The organism is Bradyrhizobium sp. 157, from assembly GCF_023073815.1.
GTDB lineage: Bacteria > Pseudomonadota > Alphaproteobacteria > Rhizobiales > Xanthobacteraceae > Bradyrhizobium.
In genome coordinates this window covers 1-19,205 of record NZ_JADPKF010000039.1, presented here as the reverse complement: position 1 = coordinate 19,205, position 19,205 = coordinate 1, and the positions used below count along the sequence as shown (strand labels likewise).

The following is a 19,205-nucleotide window of genomic DNA, read 5'->3' as shown; positions in this document are numbered from 1 at the left end:
CATGGTTCGTTCAGTCTGGAAAGGCCCGTTCGTCGAAGCCTCTCTGCTCAAGAAGGCAGATGCTGCGCGCGCGTCCGGCCGTCACGACGTCATCAAGATCTGGAGCCGCCGCTCGACCATCCTGCCGCAGTTCGTCGGCCTGGTGTTCGGCGTCTACAACGGCCAGAAGCACGTGCCGGTCTCGGTCAACGAGGAAATGGTGGGTCACAAGTTCGGCGAGTTCTCGCCGACCCGTACCTTCCATGGCCACTCGGGCGACAAGAAAGCCAAGAAGGCTTGAGGAATAGACGATGAGCAAACCAAAGCGCGAACGTAGCCTCGCGGACAACGAGGCCAAGGCAGTCGCCCGGATGCTGCGCGTCAGCCCGCAGAAGCTCAATCTTGTCGCGCAGTTGATCCGCGGCCGGAAGGCGTCTGCTGCGCTCGCCGACCTGCAGTTCTCGCGCAAGCGGATCGCGGTCGACGTCAAGAAGTGCCTGGAATCGGCGATCGCGAATGCCGAAAACAACCATGACCTCGAGGTTGACGATCTCGTCGTCGCCGAGGCCCATGTCGGCAACGGCATCGTCATGAAGCGTTTTTCGCCCCGCGGCCGTGGCCGTTCGGGCCGTATCTATAAACCGTTCTCGCACCTGACCATCGTGGTTCGTCAGGTCGAGGCCGAGGCAAGCGCTTAAAGCGGCGCGGGAGAAAACGATGGGTCAAAAGATCAATCCAATCGGACTGCGTCTCGGCATCAACCGCACGTGGGATTCGCGTTGGTTCGCCGGCAAGAACGAATACGGCAAGCTGCTGCATGAAGACGTCAAGATCCGCGAGATCCTGCACAAGGAGCTCAAGCAGGCGGCCGTCGCTCGCATCGTGATCGAGCGTCCGCACAAGAAGTGCCGCGTGACGATCCACTCGGCGCGTCCGGGCGTCGTGATCGGCAAGAAGGGCGCCGACATCGACAAGCTGCGCAAGCGGGTTGCCGACATCACGGCTTCCGACGTCGTCATCAACATCGTCGAAATCCGCAAGCCCGAACTCGACGCCACCCTGGTTGCCGAGTCGATTGCGCAGCAGCTCGAGCGCCGCGTCGCGTTCCGCCGCGCCATGAAGCGGGCGGTGCAATCGGCAATGCGTCTTGGCGCCGAAGGCATCCGCATCAACTGCTCGGGCCGTCTCGGCGGCGCCGAAATCGCGCGCATGGAGTGGTATCGCGAGGGCCGCGTGCCGCTGCACACGCTGCGCGCCGACGTCGATTACGGCGTGGCGACGGCGTTCACCACGTTCGGCACCTGCGGCGTCAAGGTCTGGATCTTCAAGGGCGAGATCCTCGAGCACGATCCGATGGCCCAGGACAAGAAGATGGCCGAAGGCGATACCGCGCGTCCGCGCCGCGACACCGCCGCAGCGTGAGACATTAGGAAGGTTTGAGGGCTCAAAGCCATGATGCAACCAAAGAAAACGAAGTTCCGGAAGGCGCATAAGGGCCGTATCCACGGCGTTGCGACTTCGGGTGCGACGTTGTCGTTCGGCCAGTTCGGCCTGAAGGCGATGGCGCCCGAGCGCGTCACTGCCCGACAGATCGAAGCCGCGCGCCGCGCGCTGACCCGCCACATGAAGCGCGCCGGCCGCGTCTGGATCCGCGTGTTCCCGGACGTGCCAGTGTCGAAGAAGCCCGCCGAGGTCCGCATGGGCTCCGGCAAGGGCACGCCGGAATTGTGGGTGGCGCGGGTCAAGCCGGGCCGGGTGATTTTCGAGATCGACGGCGTCAACGTGCAGACCGCGAAGGAAGCGCTCACGCTCGCCGCCGCCAAGCTGCCGATCAAGACGCGCTTCGTCGCGCGCATTGCGGAGTAACACTCATGGCCCCGATGAAAGTTGAAGACATCCGCGCGATGAGCGACGACCAGAGAGAGGATGCCGTCCTCAATCTGAAGAAGGAACGCTTCAACCTGCGTTTCCAGCGCGCCACCGGGCAGTTGGAAAACACCTCGCGGCTGCGCGAAGCCCGCCGCGACATCGCCCGCATCAAGACCATCGCCGCGCAGCTTCGCGCGAAGAAGAAGTAAGAGGCCGTATTATGCCGAAACGTACCCTTCAGGGCGTGGTCGTGAGCGACAAGCAAGCCAAGACGGTGGTGGTGCGCGTCGATCGCCGCTTCACCCATCCGATCTACAAGAAGACGATCCGCCGCTCCAAGAACTACCACGCGCACGACGAGAACAGCGAGTTCAAGCCGGGCGACATGGTGTGGATCGAGGAAAGCAAGCCGATCTCGAAGTTGAAGCGCTGGACCGTGGTCCGGGGCGAACAGAAGAAAACGGCCTGATAACTTCGGTTTAACCGAGGGATTTCAGGGAAATTTTGAGCGCGCTGAAGCGCAGAAAGAGGACGAGGTGCATCAATGATTCAGATGCAGACCAACCTCGACGTGGCCGACAATTCAGGCGCACGCCGTGTCATGTGCATCAAGGTGCTGGGGGGCTCCAAGCGCCGCTATGCCACCGTGGGCGACGTTATCGTCGTGTCGATCAAGGAAGCGATTCCGCGCGGCAAGGTGAAGAAGGGCGACGTGATGAAGGCCGTCGTGGTGCGGGTCCGCAAGGACATCCGCCGCGCCGACGGTTCGGTCATCCGCTTCGACCGCAACGCCGCCGTCTTGATCAACAACCAGTCGGAGCCGGTCGGCACCCGTATCTTCGGGCCGGTGCCGCGCGAGCTTCGCGCCAAGAACCACATGAAAATCATCTCGCTTGCGCCGGAGGTGCTGTGATGGCCGCCAAGATCCGGAAAGGTGACAAGGTCATGGTGATGACCGGTCGCGACAAGGGTCGCACCGGCGAAGTATTCGAGGTCCGCCCCGCCGAGAACAAGGCGCTGGTGCGCGGCGTCAATATGGTGAAGCGTCACCAGAAGCAAACCCAGAACCAGGAAGGCGGCATCATCTCCAAGGAGTCGCCGATCCACCTGTCCAACCTTGCCTATGTCGGCAAGGACGGAAAGCCGACCCGCGTCGGCTTCAAGATTCAGGCTGATGGCAAGAAGGTACGCATTGCCAAGAGCTCGGGAGCAGAGATCGATGGCTGATACCGCTTACGTGCCGCGCCTGCGCGCGGAGTATGACAAGAGCATTCGCGGCAAGCTGACCGAACAGTTCGGCTATGCCAACGTCATGCAGGTGCCGCGGCTGGACAAGGTCGTGCTCAACATGGGCGTCGGCGATGCCGTCAACGACCGCAAAAAGGCCGAGACCGCGGCTGCCGAACTGACGCTGATCGCCGGCCAGAAGGCGATCGTGACCTATTCGCGGATCGCGATTGCGACCTTCAAGCTGCGCGAGAACCAGCCGATCGGCTGCAAGGTCACGCTGCGCAAGGCCAAGATGTACGAGTTCATCGATCGGCTGGTGAACGTGGCGCTGCCGCGCGTGCGTGACTTCCGTGGTCTCAATCCGAAGAGCTTCGATGGCCGCGGCAACTACTCGCTCGGCCTCAAGGAGCACATCATTTTCCCCGAAATCGATTTCGACAAGGTTTCGGAAGCCCGCGGCATGGACATCACGGTCTGCACCACGGCGAAGACCGACGACGAGGCGCGCGCCTTGTTGACCGCATTCAATTTCCCGTTCCGGCAGTGAGACGCAGCTAAGCCTCTCAAACGCGGAAACCCAGGAGCCAAGCATGGCAAAGAAGAGTTCGATCGAGAAGAACAACCGGCGCAAGCGGATGGCCAAGAACGCCGCGCCTGCGCGCGCGAAGCTGAAGGCGATCATTGCCGACAAGACCAAGCCGATGGAAGAGCGGTTCGCGGCGACGCTGAAGCTCGCCCAGATGCCGCGCAACTCCTCGACCACGCGGATTCGCAACCGCTGCGAAATGACCGGACGTCCGCGCTCGATTTACCGCAAGAACAAGCTTTCCCGCATCGCGCTGCGTGAACTCGGCTCCAAGGGCCTGGTTCCCGGGCTCGTGAAGTCGAGCTGGTAAGGAGGGTCGGAACCATGTCAACGCACGATCCGATCTCCGATCTCATTACCCGCATCCGCAACGCGCAGATGCGCTCGAAGTCCAAGGTCTCGACCCCGGGCTCAAAGATGCGCGCCAGCGTGCTCGAAGTGCTGAAGTCCGAGGGGTACATCCGCGGCTACGCCAGCGTCGAACATGCCTCGGGGCGCAGCGAGCTCGAGATCGAGCTGAAATATTTCGACGGCGAGCCCGTCATTCGCGAGATCGAGCGGGTCTCGAAGCCGGGCCGCCGGGTTTACGCCTCGGTGAAGAACCTGCCGCGCGTGAACAACGGTCTCGGCATTTCGGTGTTGTCGACGCCGAAGGGAATCATGGCCGACCACGCCGCGCGAGACGCGAATGTGGGCGGCGAAGTTCTCTTCACGGTGTTCTGAGGAAGGATTTTTAGCCATGTCACGTGTTGGCAAACGGCCTGTGGCGATCCCGTCCGGTGTGACGGCGACCGTCGAGGGACAGACCGTCAAGGTGAAGGGGCCGAAGGGCCAGCTTCAGTTCGTCGTGCATGACGACGTCGAGGTGAAGTCCGAAAGCGGGGCGATCAAGGTCGCGCCGAAGTTCAAGACCAACCGTGCGCAAGCCATGTATGGCACCGCGCGCGCGCAGGTGGCGAACCTGGTCGAGGGCGTCACCAAGGGTTTTGAGAAGAAGCTCGAGATCACCGGCGTCGGCTATCGCGCCGCGATGCAGGGCAAGAACCTGCAGCTCGCGCTCGGCTACAGCCACGACGTGGTCTATGCGATCCCGGAGGGCATCACCATCGCGGTGCCGAAGCCGACCGAGATCACGATTTCGGGCACCGATTCCCAGCGCGTCGGTCAGGTCGCCGCCGAGATCCGCGCCTACCGTCCGCCGGAGCCCTACAAGGGCAAGGGCGTGAAGTACGCCAACGAATTCATCTTCCGCAAGGAAGGCAAGAAGAAGTAACGGAGCCGGTCATGTCACTCAAGGTCACGAATGCCCGGCGCAAGCAGCGAGTGCGCAACTCGCTGCGCCGGTCCGCCAATGGACGCCCGCGTCTGTCGGTGTTCCGTTCGTCGAAGCACATCTACGCCCAGGTCATCGACGACCTGAAGGGCGAGACGCTGGCTTCCGCCTCATCGCTGGAAAAGACCATGCGCGAGGCCGGCAACACCGGCGCCAACATCGATGCGGCCAAGGCCGTCGGCAAGCTGCTGGCGGAACGCGCCGTGAAGAACGGCGTCAAGGAAGTGGTGTTCGATCGCGGCAGCTATCTCTACCACGGGCGCGTCAAGGCGCTCGCGGACGCTGCCCGCGAAAGCGGACTGAGCTTCTAACGAAACGGTTTTGGATAATTACGAGGACAGGGGCTTTCTTCCCCTAAAGATTGGAAAACACCATGGCAGGTGAACGCGAACGCGGCGGACGCGAACGGAGCAGGGATCGCGAGGAGCGCGACAGCGAGTTCGTCGACAAGCTCGTCCACATCAATCGCGTGGCGAAGGTCGTCAAGGGCGGCAAGCGCTTCGGCTTTGCGGCGCTGGTCGTAATCGGCGACCAGAAGGGCCGCGTCGGTTTCGGCCACGGCAAGGCGCGCGAAGTGCCCGAGGCGATCCGCAAGGCGACCGAGTCGGCCAAGCGTAATTTGACCCGCGTGGCGCTGCGCGAAGGCCGCACGCTGCATCACGACATTGCCGGCCGTCACGGCGCCGGCCGCGTCTACCTGCGCGCCGCTCCGGCCGGTACCGGCATCATCGCCGGCGGCCCGATGCGCGCGGTGTTCGAGACGCTCGGCATCCAGGACGTGGTGGCGAAGTCGATCGGCTCGTCGAATCCCTACAACATGGTTCGCGCGACCTTCGACGCGCTGAAGCATCAGGATTCGCCGCGCTCGGTCGCGGCGCGCCGCAACATCAAGGTGTCCACGCTGCAATCGCGCCGCGTCGGCGGCGACGCCGAAGCGGTGGCTGAATAACCGGCGCGAACTTTAAGCGCTATTTGGAGTTAAGACGATGGCCAAGGCCGCAAAGACGATCAAGGTCGAGCAGACCGGCAGCGCGATTCGCCGCCACCACTCGCAGCGTTCGACGCTGATCGGCCTCAAGCTCAACAAGATCGGCCGGGTTGCCGAGCTGCAGGACACCCCTGAAGTTCGCGGCATGATCAGCAAGGTTCAACATCTCGTCCGTATCGTCGGCGAGAAGTAAGTAAGGAGACAGGGCGATGAAGCTCAGCGATATCGCCGACAACGCCGGCTCGCGCAAAAAGCGCATGCGCGTTGGCCGTGGCATCGGTTCCGGCAAGGGCAAGACTTCGGGCCGCGGCGGCAAGGGCCAGACCGCGCGTTCGGGCGTGCGCATCAAGGGCTTCGAGGGCGGCCAGATGCCGCTGCATCGCCGCCTGCCGAAGCGTGGCTTCAACAACATCTTCCGGCTCGACTTTGCCGAGATCAATCTCGACCGGCTGCAGGAGGCGATCGACGCCAAGCTGGTCGATACCAAGGAAACCATTACAGCGGAATCGCTGGTCAAGGCCGGCGTGATCCGTCGCGTGAAGGACGGCGTGCGGCTGCTCGGCCGCGGCGAACTCAAGTCCAAGCTCGCGATTGAGGTGCACGGCGCCTCGAAATCCGCGGTTGCGGCGGTCGAGAAGGCCGGCGGCACGGTGAAGATCCTGGCCCCGGCCAAGAAGGAAGAAGGCGAGGCGGCGTAAAATCTGCGTCATCGCCCGCTGACCGCGGGCGTTACGCACGATAGGATGATGGACTTATCGAAGCCGAGCACCAAATAATGTCCGGCGTCTGCCGGTCGCCCGTTATCGGAGCGACGGCGCGAGGGCGGCGGGAGAAAGCCTGAACATGGTCTCAGCAGCAGAACAACTTGCGGCAAACCTCAATTTCGGCGCTTTGGCCAAAGCCGACGAACTGAAGAAGCGCATCTGGTTTACGCTGGGTGCGCTGCTTGTTTATCGGCTCGGTACCTATATCCCGCTGCCCGGCATCGATCCCGCGGCCTGGGAGCAGGTGTTCAAGTCGCAGGCCGGCGGCATTCTCGGCATGTTCAACATGTTCGCCGGCGGCGGCATCAACCGCATGGCGATCTTCGCGCTGAACATCATGCCGTACATCTCGGCATCGATCATCATCCAGCTCCTGACGACGGTATCGCCCAAGCTCGAAGCCTTGAAAAAGGAAGGCGAGGCGGGCCGCAAGACGCTGAACCAGTATACCCGCTACCTCACGGTGATTCTCGCCACGTTCCAGGCCTACGGCATCGCCGTCGGCCTCCAGGGTGCCGGCAACGTTGTCAGCGAACCCGGGCTGTTCTTCCTGATTTCCACCACGGTCACGCTGACCGGCGGCACCATGTTCCTGATGTGGCTCGGCGAGCAGATCACCTCGCGCGGCATCGGCAACGGTATTTCGCTGATCATCCTGGCCGGCATCGTTGCCGAGCTGCCGTCTGCTCTCGCCAACATGCTGGAATTGGGACGCCAGGGCGCGCTGTCGACCGGCCTGATCCTGCTCGTGATCGTGATGGCGGTCGTCGTGATCGCCTTCATCGTGTTCATGGAGCGCGCGCAGCGCAGGCTTCTGATCCAGTATCCGAAGCGGCAGGTCGGCAACAAGATGTTCGAGGGCCAGTCCTCGCATCTGCCGCTCAAGCTCAATACCTCGGGCGTAATCCCGCCGATCTTCGCCTCGTCGCTGCTGCTGCTGCCGGCGACCGTCGCAAACTTCAACGCCGGCCAGGGCCCGGAATGGTTCCAGTGGCTCAACACCCAACTCAGCCACGGCCGTCCGCTGTTCCTGATCCTCTATCTGGGCCTGATCGTGTTCTTCGCGTTCTTCTACACCGCGATCGTGTTCAACCCGACCGAGACCGCAGACAATCTGAAGAAGCATGGCGGCTTCATACCGGGCATTCGTCCGGGCGAACGCACAGCCGAGTATATCGATTACGTGCTGTCGCGCGTCACCGTGCTGGGCGCGATCTATCTGGCGATCGTATGTCTGATTCCCGAAATCCTGATTTCCTACGCCTCGGTGCCGTTCTATTTCGGCGGAACCTCGCTTCTGATCGTCGTCAGCGTGACGATGGATACGGTGGCGCAGGTGCAGGGTTATCTGTTGGCCCATCAGTATGAGGGGCTGATCCGGAAATCCAAGCTGAGGGGCCGCCGCCGCTGATTTCGCGGACACGCGTGGTCTGAAATTCAAGACAAGGTGTGCGGCGATTCGCTCACCAAGCCGGGGGGCGAATAGTCATGAGATTGATCCTTTTGGGTCCGCCGGGCGCGGGCAAGGGGACCCAGGCACAGCGGCTGGTCCAGAAGTACGGCATCGTGCAGCTCTCGACCGGCGAGATGCTGCGCGCTGCAGTCGCCGCCGAAACGCCGGTCGGCCTTCAGGCCAAGGACATCATGGCGAGCGGCGCGCTGGTGCCGGATGAGATCGTGATCGGGATTATCTCCGACCGTCTCGACCAGCCCGACATGAAGAAGGGTTTCATTCTCGACGGCTTTCCGCGCACCGTGCCGCAGGCGGCGGCCCTCGACGAACTCCTGAAGAAGAAGCACATCAAGCTCGACGCCGTGATCGAACTGCGCGTCAACGAGAGCGCGCTTCTGAATCGCGTCGAGACGCGCGTCGCCGAGATGCAGGCCCGCGGCGAGGAAGTGCGAATCGACGACACCCCGGAAGTGCTGTCGAAGCGGCTCGCGAGCTACCGTTCGATGACCGAGCCGCTGATCCACTATTATTCCGAGCGTCGGAAGCTGGCCACCGTCGACGGCATGATGACCATCGAGCAGGTCACACGGGAGATTAACCGGATCCTGTCCGCCGTCGGTGCGGTGGAACCCAAGGCGGCCAGGTCCGCGGCACCGGCCAGGAAGGCCAGGGCGGGCACCAGCAAGAGCGCGAAGCTGGCGGGTAAAAAAGCTGCCAAAACCGTCGGGAAGGCGGCCAAAGCGGCCGGAAAAGGCAAGAAAGCGGCTTCCAAGGGGGCTCTGAAGGTGACCCGCACCGCCGCCTCGGCTGCCAAAGGTACTGCCAAGGGGCGGGCGGCCGGCAAGGCCAAAAAGACCGCCAAGAAGACCGTCCGCAAGGTTGCCAAAAAGGTCACGAAAAAGCGAGCTAAGCGATAGAGACGGTTGACGAAACCAAGTTGAATCCTTTAATAAGCCCCGCATCCAAGTCGGATAGTTTTTTGACGATGCCGGGCCCCGAAAGAGATGAGGGGAAGGGCGTCGTGTTCGCGTTTGCGGACACACCTGCCCGAGTTAGCAAGAACATAGCCCGATCCATGAGGGATCGGCGACAGGAGAGAAGTCCGTGGCCCGTATAGCCGGCGTGAATATCCCGACCAACAAGCGCGTTCTGATTGCGCTCCAGTACATCCATGGCATCGGCCAGAAGAACGCGTCCGAGATCATGGAGAAGGTCAAGATCCCGGCTGATCGTCGCGTCAGCCAGTTGAGCGACCAGGAAGTCCTGCAGATCCGCGAAGTCATCGACCGCGACTATCTCGTCGAAGGCGACCTTCGCCGCGAGACCGGCATCAACATCAAGCGTCTGATGGACCTCGGCTGCTATCGCGGTCTGCGTCATCGCCGCGGACTTCCGGTGCGCGGTCAACGTACCCACACCAATGCGCGCACGCGCAAGGGCCCGGCCAAGTCAATCGCCGGCAAGAAGAAGTAATTCGGCGAATTGCGAATAGGGCACGGCGAATAGAAACCTATTCGCTACTCGCCGTTCGCCACTCGCGTTTTTAGGTGTAGCCGCTGGCATTACGGCGGCGTTGAGATCACAGGAAAGGTTTTAGGTAATATGGGCAAGGAAGCCACCCGCGTCCGCCGTCGCGAACGCAAGAACATCGCCTCCGGCATCGCGCACGTGAATTCGTCCTTCAACAACACGACCATCACCATCACGGACGCCCAGGGCAACACCATTGCCTGGTCCTCGGCCGGCACGATGGGCTTCAAGGGCTCGCGCAAGTCGACCCCCTATGCCGCGCAGGTCGCGGCCGAAGACGTTTCCAAGAAGGCGCAGGAACACGGCATGCGCACGCTGGAAGTGGAAGTTGCCGGCCCCGGTTCGGGCCGCGAATCGGCGCTTCGCGCGCTGCAGGCGGCGGGCTTCACCGTGACGTCGATCCGCGACGTGACGACGATCCCGCACAATGGTTGCCGTCCGCGCAAGCGCCGGCGCGTTTGATACTGGTCGCGCGCGGTTATGCCGCTCGCGATTGCTTTTGGAATTTTTCCGCGGACTGACCCGCGATCTCCAACGCCAGTGATCTGAAGGCGGATCGACTGGCCGGTCTATTGACCCGAAGGGGTGACAAAGTGACGATCCAGAAAAATTGGCAAGAACTTATTCGACCGAACAAGCTGCAGGTAACGCCGGGCTCCGACGCGACCCGGTTTGCGACCGTCGTCGCCGAGCCGCTCGAGCGCGGTTTCGGCCAGACGCTCGGCAACGCGCTACGCCGCATCCTGTTGTCGTCGCTGCAGGGCGCCGCCGTGCAGTCGGTGCACATCGACGGCGTGCTGCACGAGTTCTCCTCGATCGCGGGCGTTCGCGAGGACGTCACCGACATCGTGCTCAACATCAAGGACATCTCGATCAAGATGCAGGGCGAGGGCCCCAAGCGCATGGTCGTGAAGAAGTCGGGTCCGGGCGTCGTCACCGCCGGTGACATCCAGACCGTCGGCGACATCGTGGTGCTCAATCCCGAGCTGCAGATCTGCACGCTGGACGAGGGCGCTGAAATCCGCATGGAGTTCACGGTCGCCGCCGGCAAGGGCTACGTCGCCGCCGAGCGCAACCGGCCCGAGGATGCGCCGATCGGCCTGATCCCGGTCGACAGCCTGTTCTCGCCCGTGCGCAAGGTCTCCTACAAGGTCGAGAACACCCGCGAGGGCCAGATCCTCGACTATGACAAGCTGACCATGACGATCGAGACCAACGGCGCGATCTCGCCGGAGGACGCGGTGGCCTATGCCGCACGCATCCTGCAGGATCAGCTCAACGTGTTCGTGAACTTCGAAGAGCCGCGCAAGGAAGTCGCGCAGGAGATCATTCCCGATCTCGCCTTCAACCCGGCGTTCCTCAAGAAGGTCGACGAGCTCGAGCTGTCGGTGCGTTCGGCAAACTGCCTGAAGAACGACAACATCGTCTATATCGGCGACCTCGTGCAGAAGTCGGAAGCGGAAATGCTCCGCACCCCGAACTTCGGCCGCAAGTCGCTGAACGAGATCAAGGAAGTGCTGGCCCAGATGGGTCTGCATCTCGGCATGGAAGTGCCGGGCTGGCCGCCGGAGAACATCGACGAACTCGCCAAGCGCTTCGAGGATCACTACTGATTTCGTCATTCCGGACGTCGCGAAGCGGCGATCCGGAATCTCGAGACTCCGGGTTCGTGCTCACGCGCGCCCCGGAATGACTGGGGCGAACGCAGGCAGCCCACCTGAGCAACATGTCCGACGAACCGTCGCGACGAAGACAAGTCAAGGAACAGATCAATGCGTCACGGCAAGGTTCATCGTAAGCTCAACCGCACCGCCGAGCATCGCCGCGCGATGTTCGCCAACATGTGCGCCGCGCTGATCAAGCACGAGCAGATCGTCACCACGCTGCCGAAGGCCAAGGAATTGCGTCCGATCGTCGAGAAGCTCGTCACCCTCGGCAAGAAGGGTGGGCTCGCCATGCGCCGTCAGGCGATCTCCGAGATGCGCGACGTCGACCAGGTCAAGAAGCTGTTCGACACGCTGGCGCCCCGCTACAAGGACCGCCAGGGCGGCTACACCCGCATCATCAAGGCCGGCTTCCGCTACGGCGACAACGCGCCGATGGCCGTGATCGAATTCGTCGACCGCGACGTTGATGCGAAGGGCCAAGATTCCGGCCCGGTGGAGGAGAAGTCCGCCGAAGCGGCGTAACTCTTCCAAATCGCAGTTTTCAAAAGCGGCGCCGCGGGCGCCGCTTTTTTGTTGCCCGTGCCCGCCATCGCGCCGGCGCGTGATTCATAGGAACCCTCCCGGGCCGATGAACGTTCAACATGTATGAGTAGGGCGTTCGTCAAAGACACAGAGGACGTCGAAGGTCTGCCTGACCGGCCAATCTCCGATCTTCCGAATGACGTGACGGCTGAAGGCCTGCGCCGGATCGAGCAGGCGTTGGCCGCGGCCGAGGCGGCCCAGGCTGCGGCGCAATCCGCTGGCGATCGCGCGGCGCTGGCCAGCGCCCGCCGTGACTTCCGCTATTGGAATGCTCGCCGCGCCACGGCGAGGGTGGCGCCCGAGCCATCAGACAATTCCGTCGTGCGTTTCGGCCACACCGTCACCATCGTGCGCGAGGATGACCGGCGACAGACGTTCCGGATCGTCGGTGAAGACGAGGCCGAGCCCGCGCATGGGACGATCTCGCACGGATCGCCGCTGGCGCGCGCGCTGTTCGGCAAGGGTGTCGGTGATGTCGTCGCCATCGCCGGAGGTGAAGCGGAGATCGTCGAAATCCGGTGAAGCGTAACACCGTCCGTGAGGCGAAGGATGTCAGCTTACGTTATTTCCGAAGTCGATGATGTGCGCGATCCGGCAGAGTTCGAAGTCTATCGCAGCCTCGCCGCGAAGGCGATCGCGCATTATGGCGGCCGCTATCTGATCCGTGGCGGCGCCGCCAATTTGATCGAAGGTGGCCCACCGCCGAAAAACATCATTGTCGTCGAATTTCCCAGGATGGAGCGTTTGCGCGAATGGTACGCCTCGCCGGAATACGCGGAGGCGCTGAACGGGCGGCAGACCGCGTTCGATCGGCGGTTGATCTTCGTTGACGGCGTCCCGTTGGCTTGAGCTTGCACTGCAATGTCGCGCTGACAACGGGGGTGCGTCGGCGATATTGCTGCGCGCTCAACGCGTTGCTGTGCCGCATTCTTCCCGGAACAAGTGAGTGGAAAATCTGTTTTTCCTGTAGCCGCGCTTATGCGGTTTGAGGAGGAACTAGATGAAGAAGCTGTTCATGATTGCGGCGGCAGCGTCGCTGGTTGCGACGATGGCCAATGCACAGACCACCACCGTTGAGACGACGACCGGAGCTGCGGGCGCCACGGTTCGGATCGAGCCGGAATATCGCACCAAGATCAAGAGCTACGTGACCGAGCACAAGGTCCGTCCGGTGGAAACGCGTGAAAGGATCGTGGTTGGCGCCAAGGTACCGACCGATGTCGAACTCGCGCCGGTGCCGTCCGATTGGGGCCCGTCAGTGACGAAGTATCGCTATGTGTACTCAAACAACCGCGTGATGCTGGTCGACCCCGCCACCCGCACCGTGGTGCATGAAATCGACTGACGCTTCATCCATAAAAAGGGCCGCCAACTCGGCGGCCCTTTTCTTTTGCTTGATCACCAATGACGCCAGTGGCGGTGACCCCAGTGGTGGTGACCCCAGTGGTGGTGGTGGCGGTGGTAAAACCGCGGGCCGCCATAGTAGGCGAATGCCGGGCGAACGACGCGACGGTAGCGAACCACAGGCACGTACGGCTCGTCGTAATATCCGCCATAGTAGGCCGGGTAATACCCGCCGTAATATGCGGGACTATAGGCGTAGGCGCTCGAAGCCAGTCCGCCGATCACCGCGCCCGCGATCAATCCGCCAGCCACGGCCGGAAAAAATCCTCCTCCGCGCCAGTGGGCCTCGGCCGGCGACGGTGCCGTTACGGCCGTCAAGCCCAGGACCGCCGCCGCGGCCAAGGCTAAAGGTGCTTTCCTCATGGACTACTCCTTTCCGTAAAACAGACACTCGCTAAACACATTGGGGTGAAGTTTGTTGCTTAAGTGCCCGCTTTCAAAGGCCTTTGGCGGTAAATTTAATTTTGATGAATGTGTGTTCAGGCGAGGCCCGACAGTCAAGTCGTCAGAGGAGGCGAATCCGCCATTTTTTCCGATCTGGAACTCGGGGTGGAATTGGCGAGCAACCACCTACCACCCCTCCAGCACGATCTTGCCGCGCGATTTGCCGCTTTCCAACAGCGCATGCGCGCGTTTCAGATTGGCGGCGTTGATGGTGCCGAAGGTCTGGTCGAGCGTGGTGCGCAGCACGCCCTTGTCCAGGAGGTCGGAGACGTCGTTCAGCAGGTGATGCTGGGCGATCATGTCAGGCGTTTGGAACGACGAGCGCGTGAACATCGATTCCCAGTGGATGGAGACCGCCTTGCCCTTGAAGGCACTGACGGTGAATTCCGGGGGATCGTCGATCAGGCCGAACTTGCCCTGTGGCGCGATGAAATCTGCGATCGCCTTGTAGTGCTGGTCGGTGAAGGTGAGGCTCGCGACCAGGCCGACAGGCGGCACTTTCAGTTTCTCGATCTGCTCTTTCATCGGCTGGGAATGATCGATCACCGCATGCGCGCCGAGCTCGATGCACCATTTTTGCGATTCGGGACGCGTGGCAGTAGCAACCACCGTCAGCCCGGTCAGGCGGCGCGCGAGCTGGATCAGGATCGAGCCGACGCCGCCGGCGCCGCCGGTGATCAGCAGCGTGCGCGGATCGAGGCTCTTGCCCGGTACGGCGCCGAGCCGGTCGAACAGCAATTCCCCTGATGTGATCGAGGTTAGCGGCAGCGCCGCGGCCTGCGCGAACGACAAAGATTTCGGCTTCTTGCCGACGATCCGCTCGTCGACCAGGTGAAATTCCGCGTTCGTGCCCTGGCGCAGGATCGAGCCGGCGTAAAACACTTCGTCACCCGGTTTGAACAGCGTGACGTCCGGGCCGACGGCATCGACAATGCCGGCAGCGTCGTAGCCCAGGATTTTTGTCTCGCCCTCGGGCGGGGCGGCGCGCTTGCGGACCTTGTAATCGACCGGGTTGGCCGAGATCGCCTTGACGGCGACTCTGATGTCGCGGCCCTTCGGTTCCGGCGTGGGAGCTTCGAAATCGATCAGCGCATTCGCATCTTCGATGGGGAGCGATTTTCTGTATCCGACGGCCTTCATGCCCGTTTCTCCTGCCTTGCTTGAGGATAGTTGCTTAACTGTCGCGCTGGCATCGGATTGGCAAGTACTGTAAATTCGGGGAACTAGTCCCTGTTTGGATACTATTGGGAAAATTCCAGGAAAAAACCATGAAACGGCGGAATTTTGCCCGTCGGCCGGGCTGCGCGGTTGAAGCGACGCTCGATCTGATCGACGGCAAGTGGAAAGGCGTGATCCTGTTTCATCTGCAGGCCGGCACCCAGCGCTTCGGGGAGTTGCGGCGGCGGATGCCCGGGATTACCCAGCGCATGCTGACCAAGCAGCTTCGCGCGCTCGAGGACGACAAGCTCGTGATCCGCAAGGTATACGCCGAAGTGCCGCCGCGGGTCGAATACACGCTGTCGGAAATCGGCGAGAGCCTGCGGCCTGTGATCGAGACGCTCAGGGCATGGGGCGAGGGCCATCAGGAACGGCTATCCTGTGCGCCGGCCTCCGACACCGTCAAAACGTCAGACCGCGCGGCCTGACCGGCAGTATTGTGTACCGCCTTATCTTCTCTCGTTGCTGCCTCGCATCTATATCTGAGGCCATCAATTTTGGGATTCCTTGCATGACGTTGACGATCCGCTCTTTCGCCTTGCTGCTGGTTTCCGCAGTCGTTGCAACGCCGGCGCTGGCGCAGGATCGGCGCGTGCCGACCTCGGGCGCCGAACTGCGTCTGTCGTACGCGCCGATCGTGCAGCGCGCGCAGCCGGCAGTCGTGAACGTCTATGCCGCCAAGACCGTACAGAATCGTAACCCGCTCCTGGACGACCCGATCTTCCGCCGCTTCTTCGGCGTGCCCGGAATGCAGCCCGAACAGATGCAGCGCTCGCTGGGATCGGGTGTGATGGTCGATGCTTCGGGGCTCGTGGTCACCAACAACCACGTCATCGAGGGCGCCGATCAGGTCAAGATATCGCTCGCCGACAAGCGCGAATTCGAGGCCGAGATCGTGCTGAAGGACAGCCGCACGGATCTGGCCGTGCTGCGCGTGAAGGACGGACGAGAGAAATTTGCGACGCTGGATTTTGCCAATTCCGATGAATTGCTGGTCGGCGACGTCGTGCTCGCGATCGGCAATCCTTTCGGCGTCGGTCAGACCGTGACCCATGGCATCGTCTCTGCGCTGGCCCGCACCAAGGTCGGCATCACCGATTACCAGTTCTTCATTCAGACTGATGCCGCGATCAATCCCGGCAATTCCGGCGGCGCGCTGGTCGACATGACCGGCAAGCTCGTCGGCATCAACACCGCGATCTTCTCGCGCTCCGGCGGCTCGCAGGGCATCGGCTTTGCGATTCCCGCCAACATGGTGCGCGTCGTCGTGGCCTCCGCCAAGAGCGGCGGCAAGGCCGTGAAGCGGCCGTGGCTGGGCGCGAAACTGCAGGCGGTGACGCCTGAAATCGCCGAGACGCTGGGGCTGAAACTGCCGAACGGCGCTTTGGTCGCCAATGTCGCGCCGAACAGTCCGGCCGCCCGCGCCGGTCTGAAGCCGTCGGACCTGATCGTCGCCATCGAAGGGCAGCCGATCGACGAACCCAACGCGTTCGACTACCGCTTCGCTACAAGGCAGCTCGGCGGCGCTGCGCAGATCGACGTGCAGCGCGCCGGCAAGACCGTCAAGCTGACGGTGCCGCTGGAGACTGCGCCCGACACTAACCGCGATGAAATCGTGCTCACTGCGCGCTCGCCGTTCCAAGGCGCCAAGGTCGCCAACATTTCGCCGGCGGTTGCCGACGAGCTGCATCTGGATTCCCAGGCCGAGGGCGTCGTGGTGATCGATCTTGCCGATGGTGGTACTGCGGCAAGCGTCGGTTTCCAGAAAGGCGACATCATTCTTGCGGTCAACAACCAGAAGATCAGCAAGACCAGCGACCTCGACAAGGCTTCGAAAACTTCATCCAGGCTCTGGCGCATCGTCGTGGTGCGCGGCGGCCAGCAGATCAACGTGACGTTGGGCGGATGAGCCCGAAGAAACCCCGCGAGGCGACCAATCTCTTTGCTGCGGCAGGGATGGAGGAGGATGCGCCGCGTCCGCTTCCCGACCGGCTGCGCCCGCGCTCGCTCGCCGATGTCGTCGGACAGGATCACATTCTCGGTCCCGACGGCGCGCTGACGCGGATGCTGGAGACGCGCACGCTGGGGTCGCTGGTGTTCTGGGGACCACCGGGCACCGGCAAGACCACGGTGGCGCGGTTGTTGGCGGACGCCACCGAATTGCATTTCGAGCAGATTTCGGCAGTATTTTCCGGCGTCGCCGATTTGAAGAAGGTGTTCGACGCGGCGCGCGCCCGGCGCGAGATGGGCAAGGGCACGCTGCTGTTCGTCGACGAGGTGCATCGTTTCAACCGCGCGCAGCAGGATTCGTTTCTGCCCGTAATGGAAGACGGCACCGTGGTGCTGGTCGGCGCCACCACGGAAAACCCGTCATTCGAGCTCAACGCCGCGCTTCTGTCGCGCGCGCGCGTGCTGGTGTTCCATTCGCTCGACGCCCCCGCGATCGAAAAGCTCTTTGCGCATGCCGAGAAGGTCGAAGGCCGAAAACTGCCGCTCGATGCCGAGGCGCGCGCCGTGCTGGTGCGGATGGCCGACGGTGACGGCCGCGCCGCGCTGACCTTGGCCGAAGAGGTCTGGCGCGCCGCGCGCAAGGAAGAAATCTTCAATGCTGCGCAGTTGCAGGAAATCCTGCAGCGCCGCGCGCCGATCTACGACAAGTCCGCCGACGGCCACTACAACCTGATTTCGGCGCTGCATAAGTCGGTGCGCGGCTCCGATCCCGATGCCGCGCTGTATTACCTTGCGCGAATGCTGGACGCCGGCGAGGACCCGCTGTTTTTGGCCCGGCGCGTCGTGCGGATGGCGGTGGAGGATATCGGGCTTGCCGATCCGCAGGCGCTGGTGATCTGCAATGCGGCCAAGGATGCCTTCGACTTCCTCGGCCATCCCGAGGGCGAGCTCGCGATCGCGCAGGCCGTGATCTATCTGGCCACCGCGCCGAAATCGAACGCCGCCTACAAGGCCTTTGGCGCTGCGATGCGCACGGCGAAAGAGGGCGGCTCGCTGCTGCCGCCGAAACATATTCTCAATTCGCCGACAAAATTGATGAAGTCGGAAGGCTATGGCTCCGGCTACGAATACGATCACGACGCGCCCGATGCCTTTTCCGGACAAGACTACTTTCCGGAAGCGCTGGGGCGGCAGACCTTTTACGATCCGCCCGATCGCGGCTTCGAACGCGAAATACGCAAGCGGCTGGATTACTGGGCGAAGCTGCGTAAGGAACGAGGCCAAGGCGAATGAAGCGTTTCGAGAACCATCTGAAGCAGGCTGTTCGGGCCGTCGCATGTGTGTTGATGCTGGCGTCGCCGCTTGCTGCCGCCGCTGAGAGCGTCGAGGTGGCACCGGGCGTGCAGGTGACGAAGCGAACATATGCAGCAGCGCCGACCAACGAGCAGCCATTCTTCGGATTTGCGGCCAGGAATGCGGAGGAAAAGACCGGCGACGAGAAATTCGTAAGCGCCATCATCGGGGCCACCGGCTCGCGCGAGAAGGCGTTTGAGGAAATAACCATGCGGGGCTGGAGGGCGGTAAATACCGGCAAGATCCGGGAAGCCGCGCTGCGGTTTAACCAGGCGTTTCTCATTTCACCGGAGCAGAGCGCCGTCTATCACGGCCTCGCGGTGGTCGCGCAATTTCGCTTCAACGACCTCGATGCCGCGGACGAGCTTTTCAAGATCGCGCTCAAGCAGCCCAATCCGGTGAAGGCATTGAGAGCCGACTATGGCCGCATGTTGCTGATCGCAAAGCGCCCGCGCGACGCCCAGCCCGTGCTGGAGCAGGCGGTCAAGGATGCGCCGGATTTCGGTGACGCCTGGACCAATCTCGCCGTGGCTCGCTTCCAGAACGGTGACGCGGCGGCGTGCGCAGCAGCGGATGAAGCCGCCAAGAAGCGTCCGTCGAACAATTCCGGGGCCGACCTGACCGCGGTGAGAAACGCCGCGCAATGCAAGTAGCTTGAACGATACAGCCCCTCATGGTGGAGGAGCGCGAAGCGCGTCTCGAACCATGGGGCCCCGGTCTGTGGCCTACATCCTTCGAGACGCCCGCCCTGCGGGGTCCTCAGACCGTATGTCCCTCTTCCGATGCGGAGGCGACTCACCCTCGATGCGAGTGCGAGGGTTACCCGGATGGGCCGGGCAGAGCCTCACGCAAGGA

Annotated in this window: 31 protein-coding genes; 29 read left to right on the top strand and 2 right to left on the bottom strand. The window is 62.6% G+C overall.

The window, feature by feature from the left end; all coding sequences use genetic code 11:
- Position 1 precedes the first annotated feature (1 nt).
- The 25 genes from rpsS to IVA95_RS09345 all read left to right on the top strand — a co-directional run bounded on the left by rpsS (position 2) and on the right by IVA95_RS09345 (position 13,326).
- On the top strand, positions 2–280 hold the full coding sequence (gene rpsS, locus IVA95_RS09465) for a 30S ribosomal protein S19 (RefSeq protein WP_025588653.1): 279 nt from the start codon (positions 2–4) through the stop codon (positions 278–280).
- A 10-nt stretch (positions 281–290) separates the two neighbouring features.
- On the top strand, positions 291–677 hold the full coding sequence (gene rplV / locus IVA95_RS09460) for a 50S ribosomal protein L22 (protein ID WP_028349054.1): 387 nt from the start codon (positions 291–293) through the stop codon (positions 675–677).
- Between the two features lie 19 nt (positions 678–696).
- On the top strand, positions 697–1,401 hold the full coding sequence (gene rpsC, locus IVA95_RS09455; protein ID WP_057843581.1) for a 30S ribosomal protein S3: 705 nt from the start codon (positions 697–699) through the stop codon (positions 1,399–1,401).
- A 30-nt stretch (positions 1,402–1,431) separates the two neighbouring features.
- Positions 1,432–1,845, top strand: coding sequence for a 50S ribosomal protein L16 (gene rplP / locus IVA95_RS09450; RefSeq protein ID WP_057843582.1), 414 nt, complete (start codon positions 1,432–1,434; stop codon positions 1,843–1,845).
- A gap of 5 nt (positions 1,846–1,850) precedes the next feature.
- Positions 1,851–2,057 (top strand): 50S ribosomal protein L29, encoded by a 207-nt coding sequence (gene rpmC, locus IVA95_RS09445; RefSeq protein WP_171578048.1) that lies wholly within the window; start codon positions 1,851–1,853, stop codon positions 2,055–2,057.
- 11 nt (positions 2,058–2,068) lie between these two features.
- Positions 2,069–2,317 (top strand): 30S ribosomal protein S17, encoded by a 249-nt coding sequence (gene rpsQ / locus IVA95_RS09440; RefSeq protein ID WP_057843583.1) that lies wholly within the window; start codon positions 2,069–2,071, stop codon positions 2,315–2,317.
- A 75-nt stretch (positions 2,318–2,392) separates the two neighbouring features.
- On the top strand, positions 2,393–2,761 hold the full coding sequence (gene rplN, locus IVA95_RS09435; protein WP_011473865.1) for a 50S ribosomal protein L14: 369 nt from the start codon (positions 2,393–2,395) through the stop codon (positions 2,759–2,761).
- Positions 2,761–3,075 carry a 50S ribosomal protein L24 gene (gene rplX, locus IVA95_RS09430; protein WP_213245499.1) on the top strand — a complete coding sequence of 105 codons (315 nt, stop codon included), beginning with the start codon at positions 2,761–2,763 and terminating at the stop codon, positions 3,073–3,075. The genes rplN and rplX overlap by 1 nt, the downstream gene beginning before the upstream one ends.
- A complete protein-coding gene (gene rplE / locus IVA95_RS09425; RefSeq protein WP_213245497.1) occupies positions 3,068–3,625 on the top strand; it encodes a 50S ribosomal protein L5 in 558 nt (185 codons plus the stop codon). The genes rplX and rplE overlap by 8 nt, the downstream gene beginning before the upstream one ends.
- A 43-nt stretch (positions 3,626–3,668) precedes the next feature.
- Positions 3,669–3,974 carry a 30S ribosomal protein S14 gene (gene rpsN, locus IVA95_RS09420; RefSeq protein WP_247510254.1) on the top strand — a complete coding sequence of 102 codons (306 nt, stop codon included), beginning with the start codon at positions 3,669–3,671 and terminating at the stop codon, positions 3,972–3,974.
- Between the two features lie 14 nt (positions 3,975–3,988).
- Positions 3,989–4,387 carry a 30S ribosomal protein S8 gene (gene rpsH, locus IVA95_RS09415; protein WP_247510253.1) on the top strand — a complete coding sequence of 133 codons (399 nt, stop codon included), beginning with the start codon at positions 3,989–3,991 and terminating at the stop codon, positions 4,385–4,387.
- Positions 4,388–4,403: 16 nt separating this feature from the next.
- A complete protein-coding gene (gene rplF / locus IVA95_RS09410; protein WP_213245495.1) occupies positions 4,404–4,937 on the top strand; it encodes a 50S ribosomal protein L6 in 534 nt (177 codons plus the stop codon).
- Between the two features lie 11 nt (positions 4,938–4,948).
- A complete protein-coding gene (gene rplR / locus IVA95_RS09405) occupies positions 4,949–5,308 on the top strand; it encodes a 50S ribosomal protein L18 (protein WP_065728824.1) in 360 nt (119 codons plus the stop codon).
- Between the two features lie 62 nt (positions 5,309–5,370).
- Positions 5,371–5,946, top strand: a complete 576-nt coding sequence (gene rpsE, locus IVA95_RS09400; protein ID WP_029081759.1) for a 30S ribosomal protein S5 — start codon at positions 5,371–5,373, stop codon at positions 5,944–5,946.
- Between the two features lie 37 nt (positions 5,947–5,983).
- The gene (gene rpmD / locus IVA95_RS09395) at positions 5,984–6,178 is read left to right on the top strand and encodes a 50S ribosomal protein L30 (RefSeq protein WP_028349042.1); all 195 of its coding nucleotides are present in this window, start codon (positions 5,984–5,986) and stop codon (positions 6,176–6,178) included.
- Positions 6,179–6,194: 16 nt separating this feature from the next.
- Entirely contained in the window at positions 6,195–6,683 is a 489-nt protein-coding gene (gene rplO, locus IVA95_RS09390) for a 50S ribosomal protein L15 (RefSeq protein WP_213245490.1), read from the top strand.
- Between the two features lie 145 nt (positions 6,684–6,828).
- Positions 6,829–8,160: a preprotein translocase subunit SecY gene (secY, locus tag IVA95_RS09385; RefSeq protein ID WP_213245488.1), complete on the top strand. Its 1,332-nt coding sequence runs from the start codon at positions 6,829–6,831 to the stop codon at positions 8,158–8,160.
- Between the two features lie 77 nt (positions 8,161–8,237).
- Complete coding sequence (locus tag IVA95_RS09380; protein ID WP_247510252.1) at positions 8,238–9,119, top strand: adenylate kinase; 882 nt, start codon at positions 8,238–8,240, stop codon at positions 9,117–9,119.
- Between the two features lie 187 nt (positions 9,120–9,306).
- The gene (gene rpsM, locus IVA95_RS09375) at positions 9,307–9,675 is read left to right on the top strand and encodes a 30S ribosomal protein S13 (RefSeq protein WP_028349038.1); all 369 of its coding nucleotides are present in this window, start codon (positions 9,307–9,309) and stop codon (positions 9,673–9,675) included.
- Positions 9,676–9,804: 129 nt separating this feature from the next.
- A complete protein-coding gene (gene rpsK / locus IVA95_RS09370; RefSeq protein ID WP_006021048.1) occupies positions 9,805–10,194 on the top strand; it encodes a 30S ribosomal protein S11 in 390 nt (129 codons plus the stop codon).
- 110 nt (positions 10,195–10,304) lie between these two features.
- Positions 10,305–11,345: a DNA-directed RNA polymerase subunit alpha gene (locus IVA95_RS09365; protein ID WP_213245484.1), complete on the top strand. Its 1,041-nt coding sequence runs from the start codon at positions 10,305–10,307 to the stop codon at positions 11,343–11,345.
- A gap of 159 nt (positions 11,346–11,504) precedes the next feature.
- Complete coding sequence (rplQ, locus tag IVA95_RS09360; RefSeq protein WP_028349036.1) at positions 11,505–11,921, top strand: 50S ribosomal protein L17; 417 nt, start codon at positions 11,505–11,507, stop codon at positions 11,919–11,921.
- Between the two features lie 123 nt (positions 11,922–12,044).
- On the top strand, positions 12,045–12,503 hold the full coding sequence (gene greA, locus IVA95_RS09355; RefSeq protein WP_247510251.1) for a transcription elongation factor GreA: 459 nt from the start codon (positions 12,045–12,047) through the stop codon (positions 12,501–12,503).
- A 27-nt stretch (positions 12,504–12,530) separates the two neighbouring features.
- On the top strand, positions 12,531–12,830 hold the full coding sequence (locus tag IVA95_RS09350) for a DUF1330 domain-containing protein (RefSeq protein ID WP_247510250.1): 300 nt from the start codon (positions 12,531–12,533) through the stop codon (positions 12,828–12,830).
- Between the two features lie 151 nt (positions 12,831–12,981).
- Complete coding sequence (locus IVA95_RS09345) at positions 12,982–13,326, top strand: DUF1236 domain-containing protein (RefSeq protein ID WP_247510249.1); 345 nt, start codon at positions 12,982–12,984, stop codon at positions 13,324–13,326.
- Positions 13,327–13,379: 53 nt separating this feature from the next.
- Here IVA95_RS09345 and IVA95_RS09340 read toward each other — a convergent pair whose 3' ends face one another.
- The gene (locus IVA95_RS09340; RefSeq protein ID WP_213245478.1) at positions 13,380–13,748 is read right to left on the bottom strand and encodes a hypothetical protein; all 369 of its coding nucleotides are present in this window, start codon (positions 13,746–13,748) and stop codon (positions 13,380–13,382) included.
- Between the two features lie 207 nt (positions 13,749–13,955).
- Positions 13,956–14,969, bottom strand: a complete 1,014-nt coding sequence (locus tag IVA95_RS09335; protein WP_247510248.1) for a zinc-binding alcohol dehydrogenase family protein — start codon at positions 14,967–14,969, stop codon at positions 13,956–13,958.
- Between the two features lie 128 nt (positions 14,970–15,097).
- On the opposite strand from IVA95_RS09335, the gene IVA95_RS09330 reads away from it, so the two are divergent.
- The 4 genes from IVA95_RS09330 to IVA95_RS09315 all read left to right on the top strand — a co-directional run bounded on the left by IVA95_RS09330 (position 15,098) and on the right by IVA95_RS09315 (position 19,003).
- Positions 15,098–15,475 carry a helix-turn-helix domain-containing protein gene (locus IVA95_RS09330; protein ID WP_213245474.1) on the top strand — a complete coding sequence of 126 codons (378 nt, stop codon included), beginning with the start codon at positions 15,098–15,100 and terminating at the stop codon, positions 15,473–15,475.
- Positions 15,476–15,558: 83 nt separating this feature from the next.
- Positions 15,559–16,956: a DegQ family serine endoprotease gene (locus IVA95_RS09325; RefSeq protein ID WP_247510247.1), complete on the top strand. Its 1,398-nt coding sequence runs from the start codon at positions 15,559–15,561 to the stop codon at positions 16,954–16,956.
- Positions 16,953–18,290: a replication-associated recombination protein A gene (locus IVA95_RS09320; RefSeq protein ID WP_247510246.1), complete on the top strand. Its 1,338-nt coding sequence runs from the start codon at positions 16,953–16,955 to the stop codon at positions 18,288–18,290. The genes IVA95_RS09325 and IVA95_RS09320 overlap by 4 nt, the downstream gene beginning before the upstream one ends.
- The gene (locus IVA95_RS09315; RefSeq protein WP_247510245.1) at positions 18,287–19,003 is read left to right on the top strand and encodes a tetratricopeptide repeat protein; all 717 of its coding nucleotides are present in this window, start codon (positions 18,287–18,289) and stop codon (positions 19,001–19,003) included. Before IVA95_RS09320 ends, IVA95_RS09315 begins: the two co-directional genes overlap by 4 nt.
- Positions 19,004–19,205: the final 202 nt, after the last annotated feature.

Excerpts from the sequence above, each read along its gene's own strand:
- rpsS (WP_025588653.1), top strand. The coding sequence starts at position 2 with ATGGTTCGTTCAGTCTGGAAAGGCCCGTTCGTCGAAGCCTCTCTGCTC.
- rplV (WP_028349054.1), top strand. The coding sequence starts at position 291 with ATGAGCAAACCAAAGCGCGAACGTAGCCTCGCGGACAACGAGGCCAAG.
- rpsC (WP_057843581.1), top strand. The coding sequence starts at position 697 with ATGGGTCAAAAGATCAATCCAATCGGACTGCGTCTCGGCATCAACCGC.
- rplP (WP_057843582.1), top strand. The coding sequence starts at position 1,432 with ATGATGCAACCAAAGAAAACGAAGTTCCGGAAGGCGCATAAGGGCCGT.
- rpmC (WP_171578048.1), top strand. The coding sequence starts at position 1,851 with ATGGCCCCGATGAAAGTTGAAGACATCCGCGCGATGAGCGACGACCAG.
- rpsQ (WP_057843583.1), top strand. The coding sequence starts at position 2,069 with ATGCCGAAACGTACCCTTCAGGGCGTGGTCGTGAGCGACAAGCAAGCC.
- rplN (WP_011473865.1), top strand. The coding sequence starts at position 2,393 with ATGATTCAGATGCAGACCAACCTCGACGTGGCCGACAATTCAGGCGCA.
- rplX (WP_213245499.1), top strand. The coding sequence starts at position 2,761 with ATGGCCGCCAAGATCCGGAAAGGTGACAAGGTCATGGTGATGACCGGT.
- rplE (WP_213245497.1), top strand. The coding sequence starts at position 3,068 with ATGGCTGATACCGCTTACGTGCCGCGCCTGCGCGCGGAGTATGACAAG.
- rpsN (WP_247510254.1), top strand. The coding sequence starts at position 3,669 with ATGGCAAAGAAGAGTTCGATCGAGAAGAACAACCGGCGCAAGCGGATG.
- rpsH (WP_247510253.1), top strand. The coding sequence starts at position 3,989 with ATGTCAACGCACGATCCGATCTCCGATCTCATTACCCGCATCCGCAAC.
- rplF (WP_213245495.1), top strand. The coding sequence starts at position 4,404 with ATGTCACGTGTTGGCAAACGGCCTGTGGCGATCCCGTCCGGTGTGACG.
- rplR (WP_065728824.1), top strand. The coding sequence starts at position 4,949 with ATGTCACTCAAGGTCACGAATGCCCGGCGCAAGCAGCGAGTGCGCAAC.
- rpsE (WP_029081759.1), top strand. The coding sequence starts at position 5,371 with ATGGCAGGTGAACGCGAACGCGGCGGACGCGAACGGAGCAGGGATCGC.
- rpmD (WP_028349042.1), top strand. The coding sequence starts at position 5,984 with ATGGCCAAGGCCGCAAAGACGATCAAGGTCGAGCAGACCGGCAGCGCG.
- rplO (WP_213245490.1), top strand. The coding sequence starts at position 6,195 with ATGAAGCTCAGCGATATCGCCGACAACGCCGGCTCGCGCAAAAAGCGC.
- secY (WP_213245488.1), top strand. The coding sequence starts at position 6,829 with ATGGTCTCAGCAGCAGAACAACTTGCGGCAAACCTCAATTTCGGCGCT.
- IVA95_RS09380 (WP_247510252.1), top strand. The coding sequence starts at position 8,238 with ATGAGATTGATCCTTTTGGGTCCGCCGGGCGCGGGCAAGGGGACCCAG.
- rpsK (WP_006021048.1), top strand. The coding sequence starts at position 9,805 with ATGGGCAAGGAAGCCACCCGCGTCCGCCGTCGCGAACGCAAGAACATC.
- rplQ (WP_028349036.1), top strand. The coding sequence starts at position 11,505 with ATGCGTCACGGCAAGGTTCATCGTAAGCTCAACCGCACCGCCGAGCAT.
- greA (WP_247510251.1), top strand. The coding sequence starts at position 12,045 with ATGAGTAGGGCGTTCGTCAAAGACACAGAGGACGTCGAAGGTCTGCCT.
- IVA95_RS09350 (WP_247510250.1), top strand. The coding sequence starts at position 12,531 with ATGTCAGCTTACGTTATTTCCGAAGTCGATGATGTGCGCGATCCGGCA.
- IVA95_RS09345 (WP_247510249.1), top strand. The coding sequence starts at position 12,982 with ATGAAGAAGCTGTTCATGATTGCGGCGGCAGCGTCGCTGGTTGCGACG.
- IVA95_RS09340 (WP_213245478.1), bottom strand. The coding sequence starts at position 13,748 with ATGAGGAAAGCACCTTTAGCCTTGGCCGCGGCGGCGGTCCTGGGCTTG.
- IVA95_RS09335 (WP_247510248.1), bottom strand. The coding sequence starts at position 14,969 with ATGAAGGCCGTCGGATACAGAAAATCGCTCCCCATCGAAGATGCGAAT.
- IVA95_RS09330 (WP_213245474.1), top strand. The coding sequence starts at position 15,098 with ATGAAACGGCGGAATTTTGCCCGTCGGCCGGGCTGCGCGGTTGAAGCG.
- IVA95_RS09325 (WP_247510247.1), top strand. The coding sequence starts at position 15,559 with ATGACGTTGACGATCCGCTCTTTCGCCTTGCTGCTGGTTTCCGCAGTC.
- IVA95_RS09320 (WP_247510246.1), top strand. The coding sequence starts at position 16,953 with ATGAGCCCGAAGAAACCCCGCGAGGCGACCAATCTCTTTGCTGCGGCA.
- IVA95_RS09315 (WP_247510245.1), top strand. The coding sequence starts at position 18,287 with ATGAAGCGTTTCGAGAACCATCTGAAGCAGGCTGTTCGGGCCGTCGCA.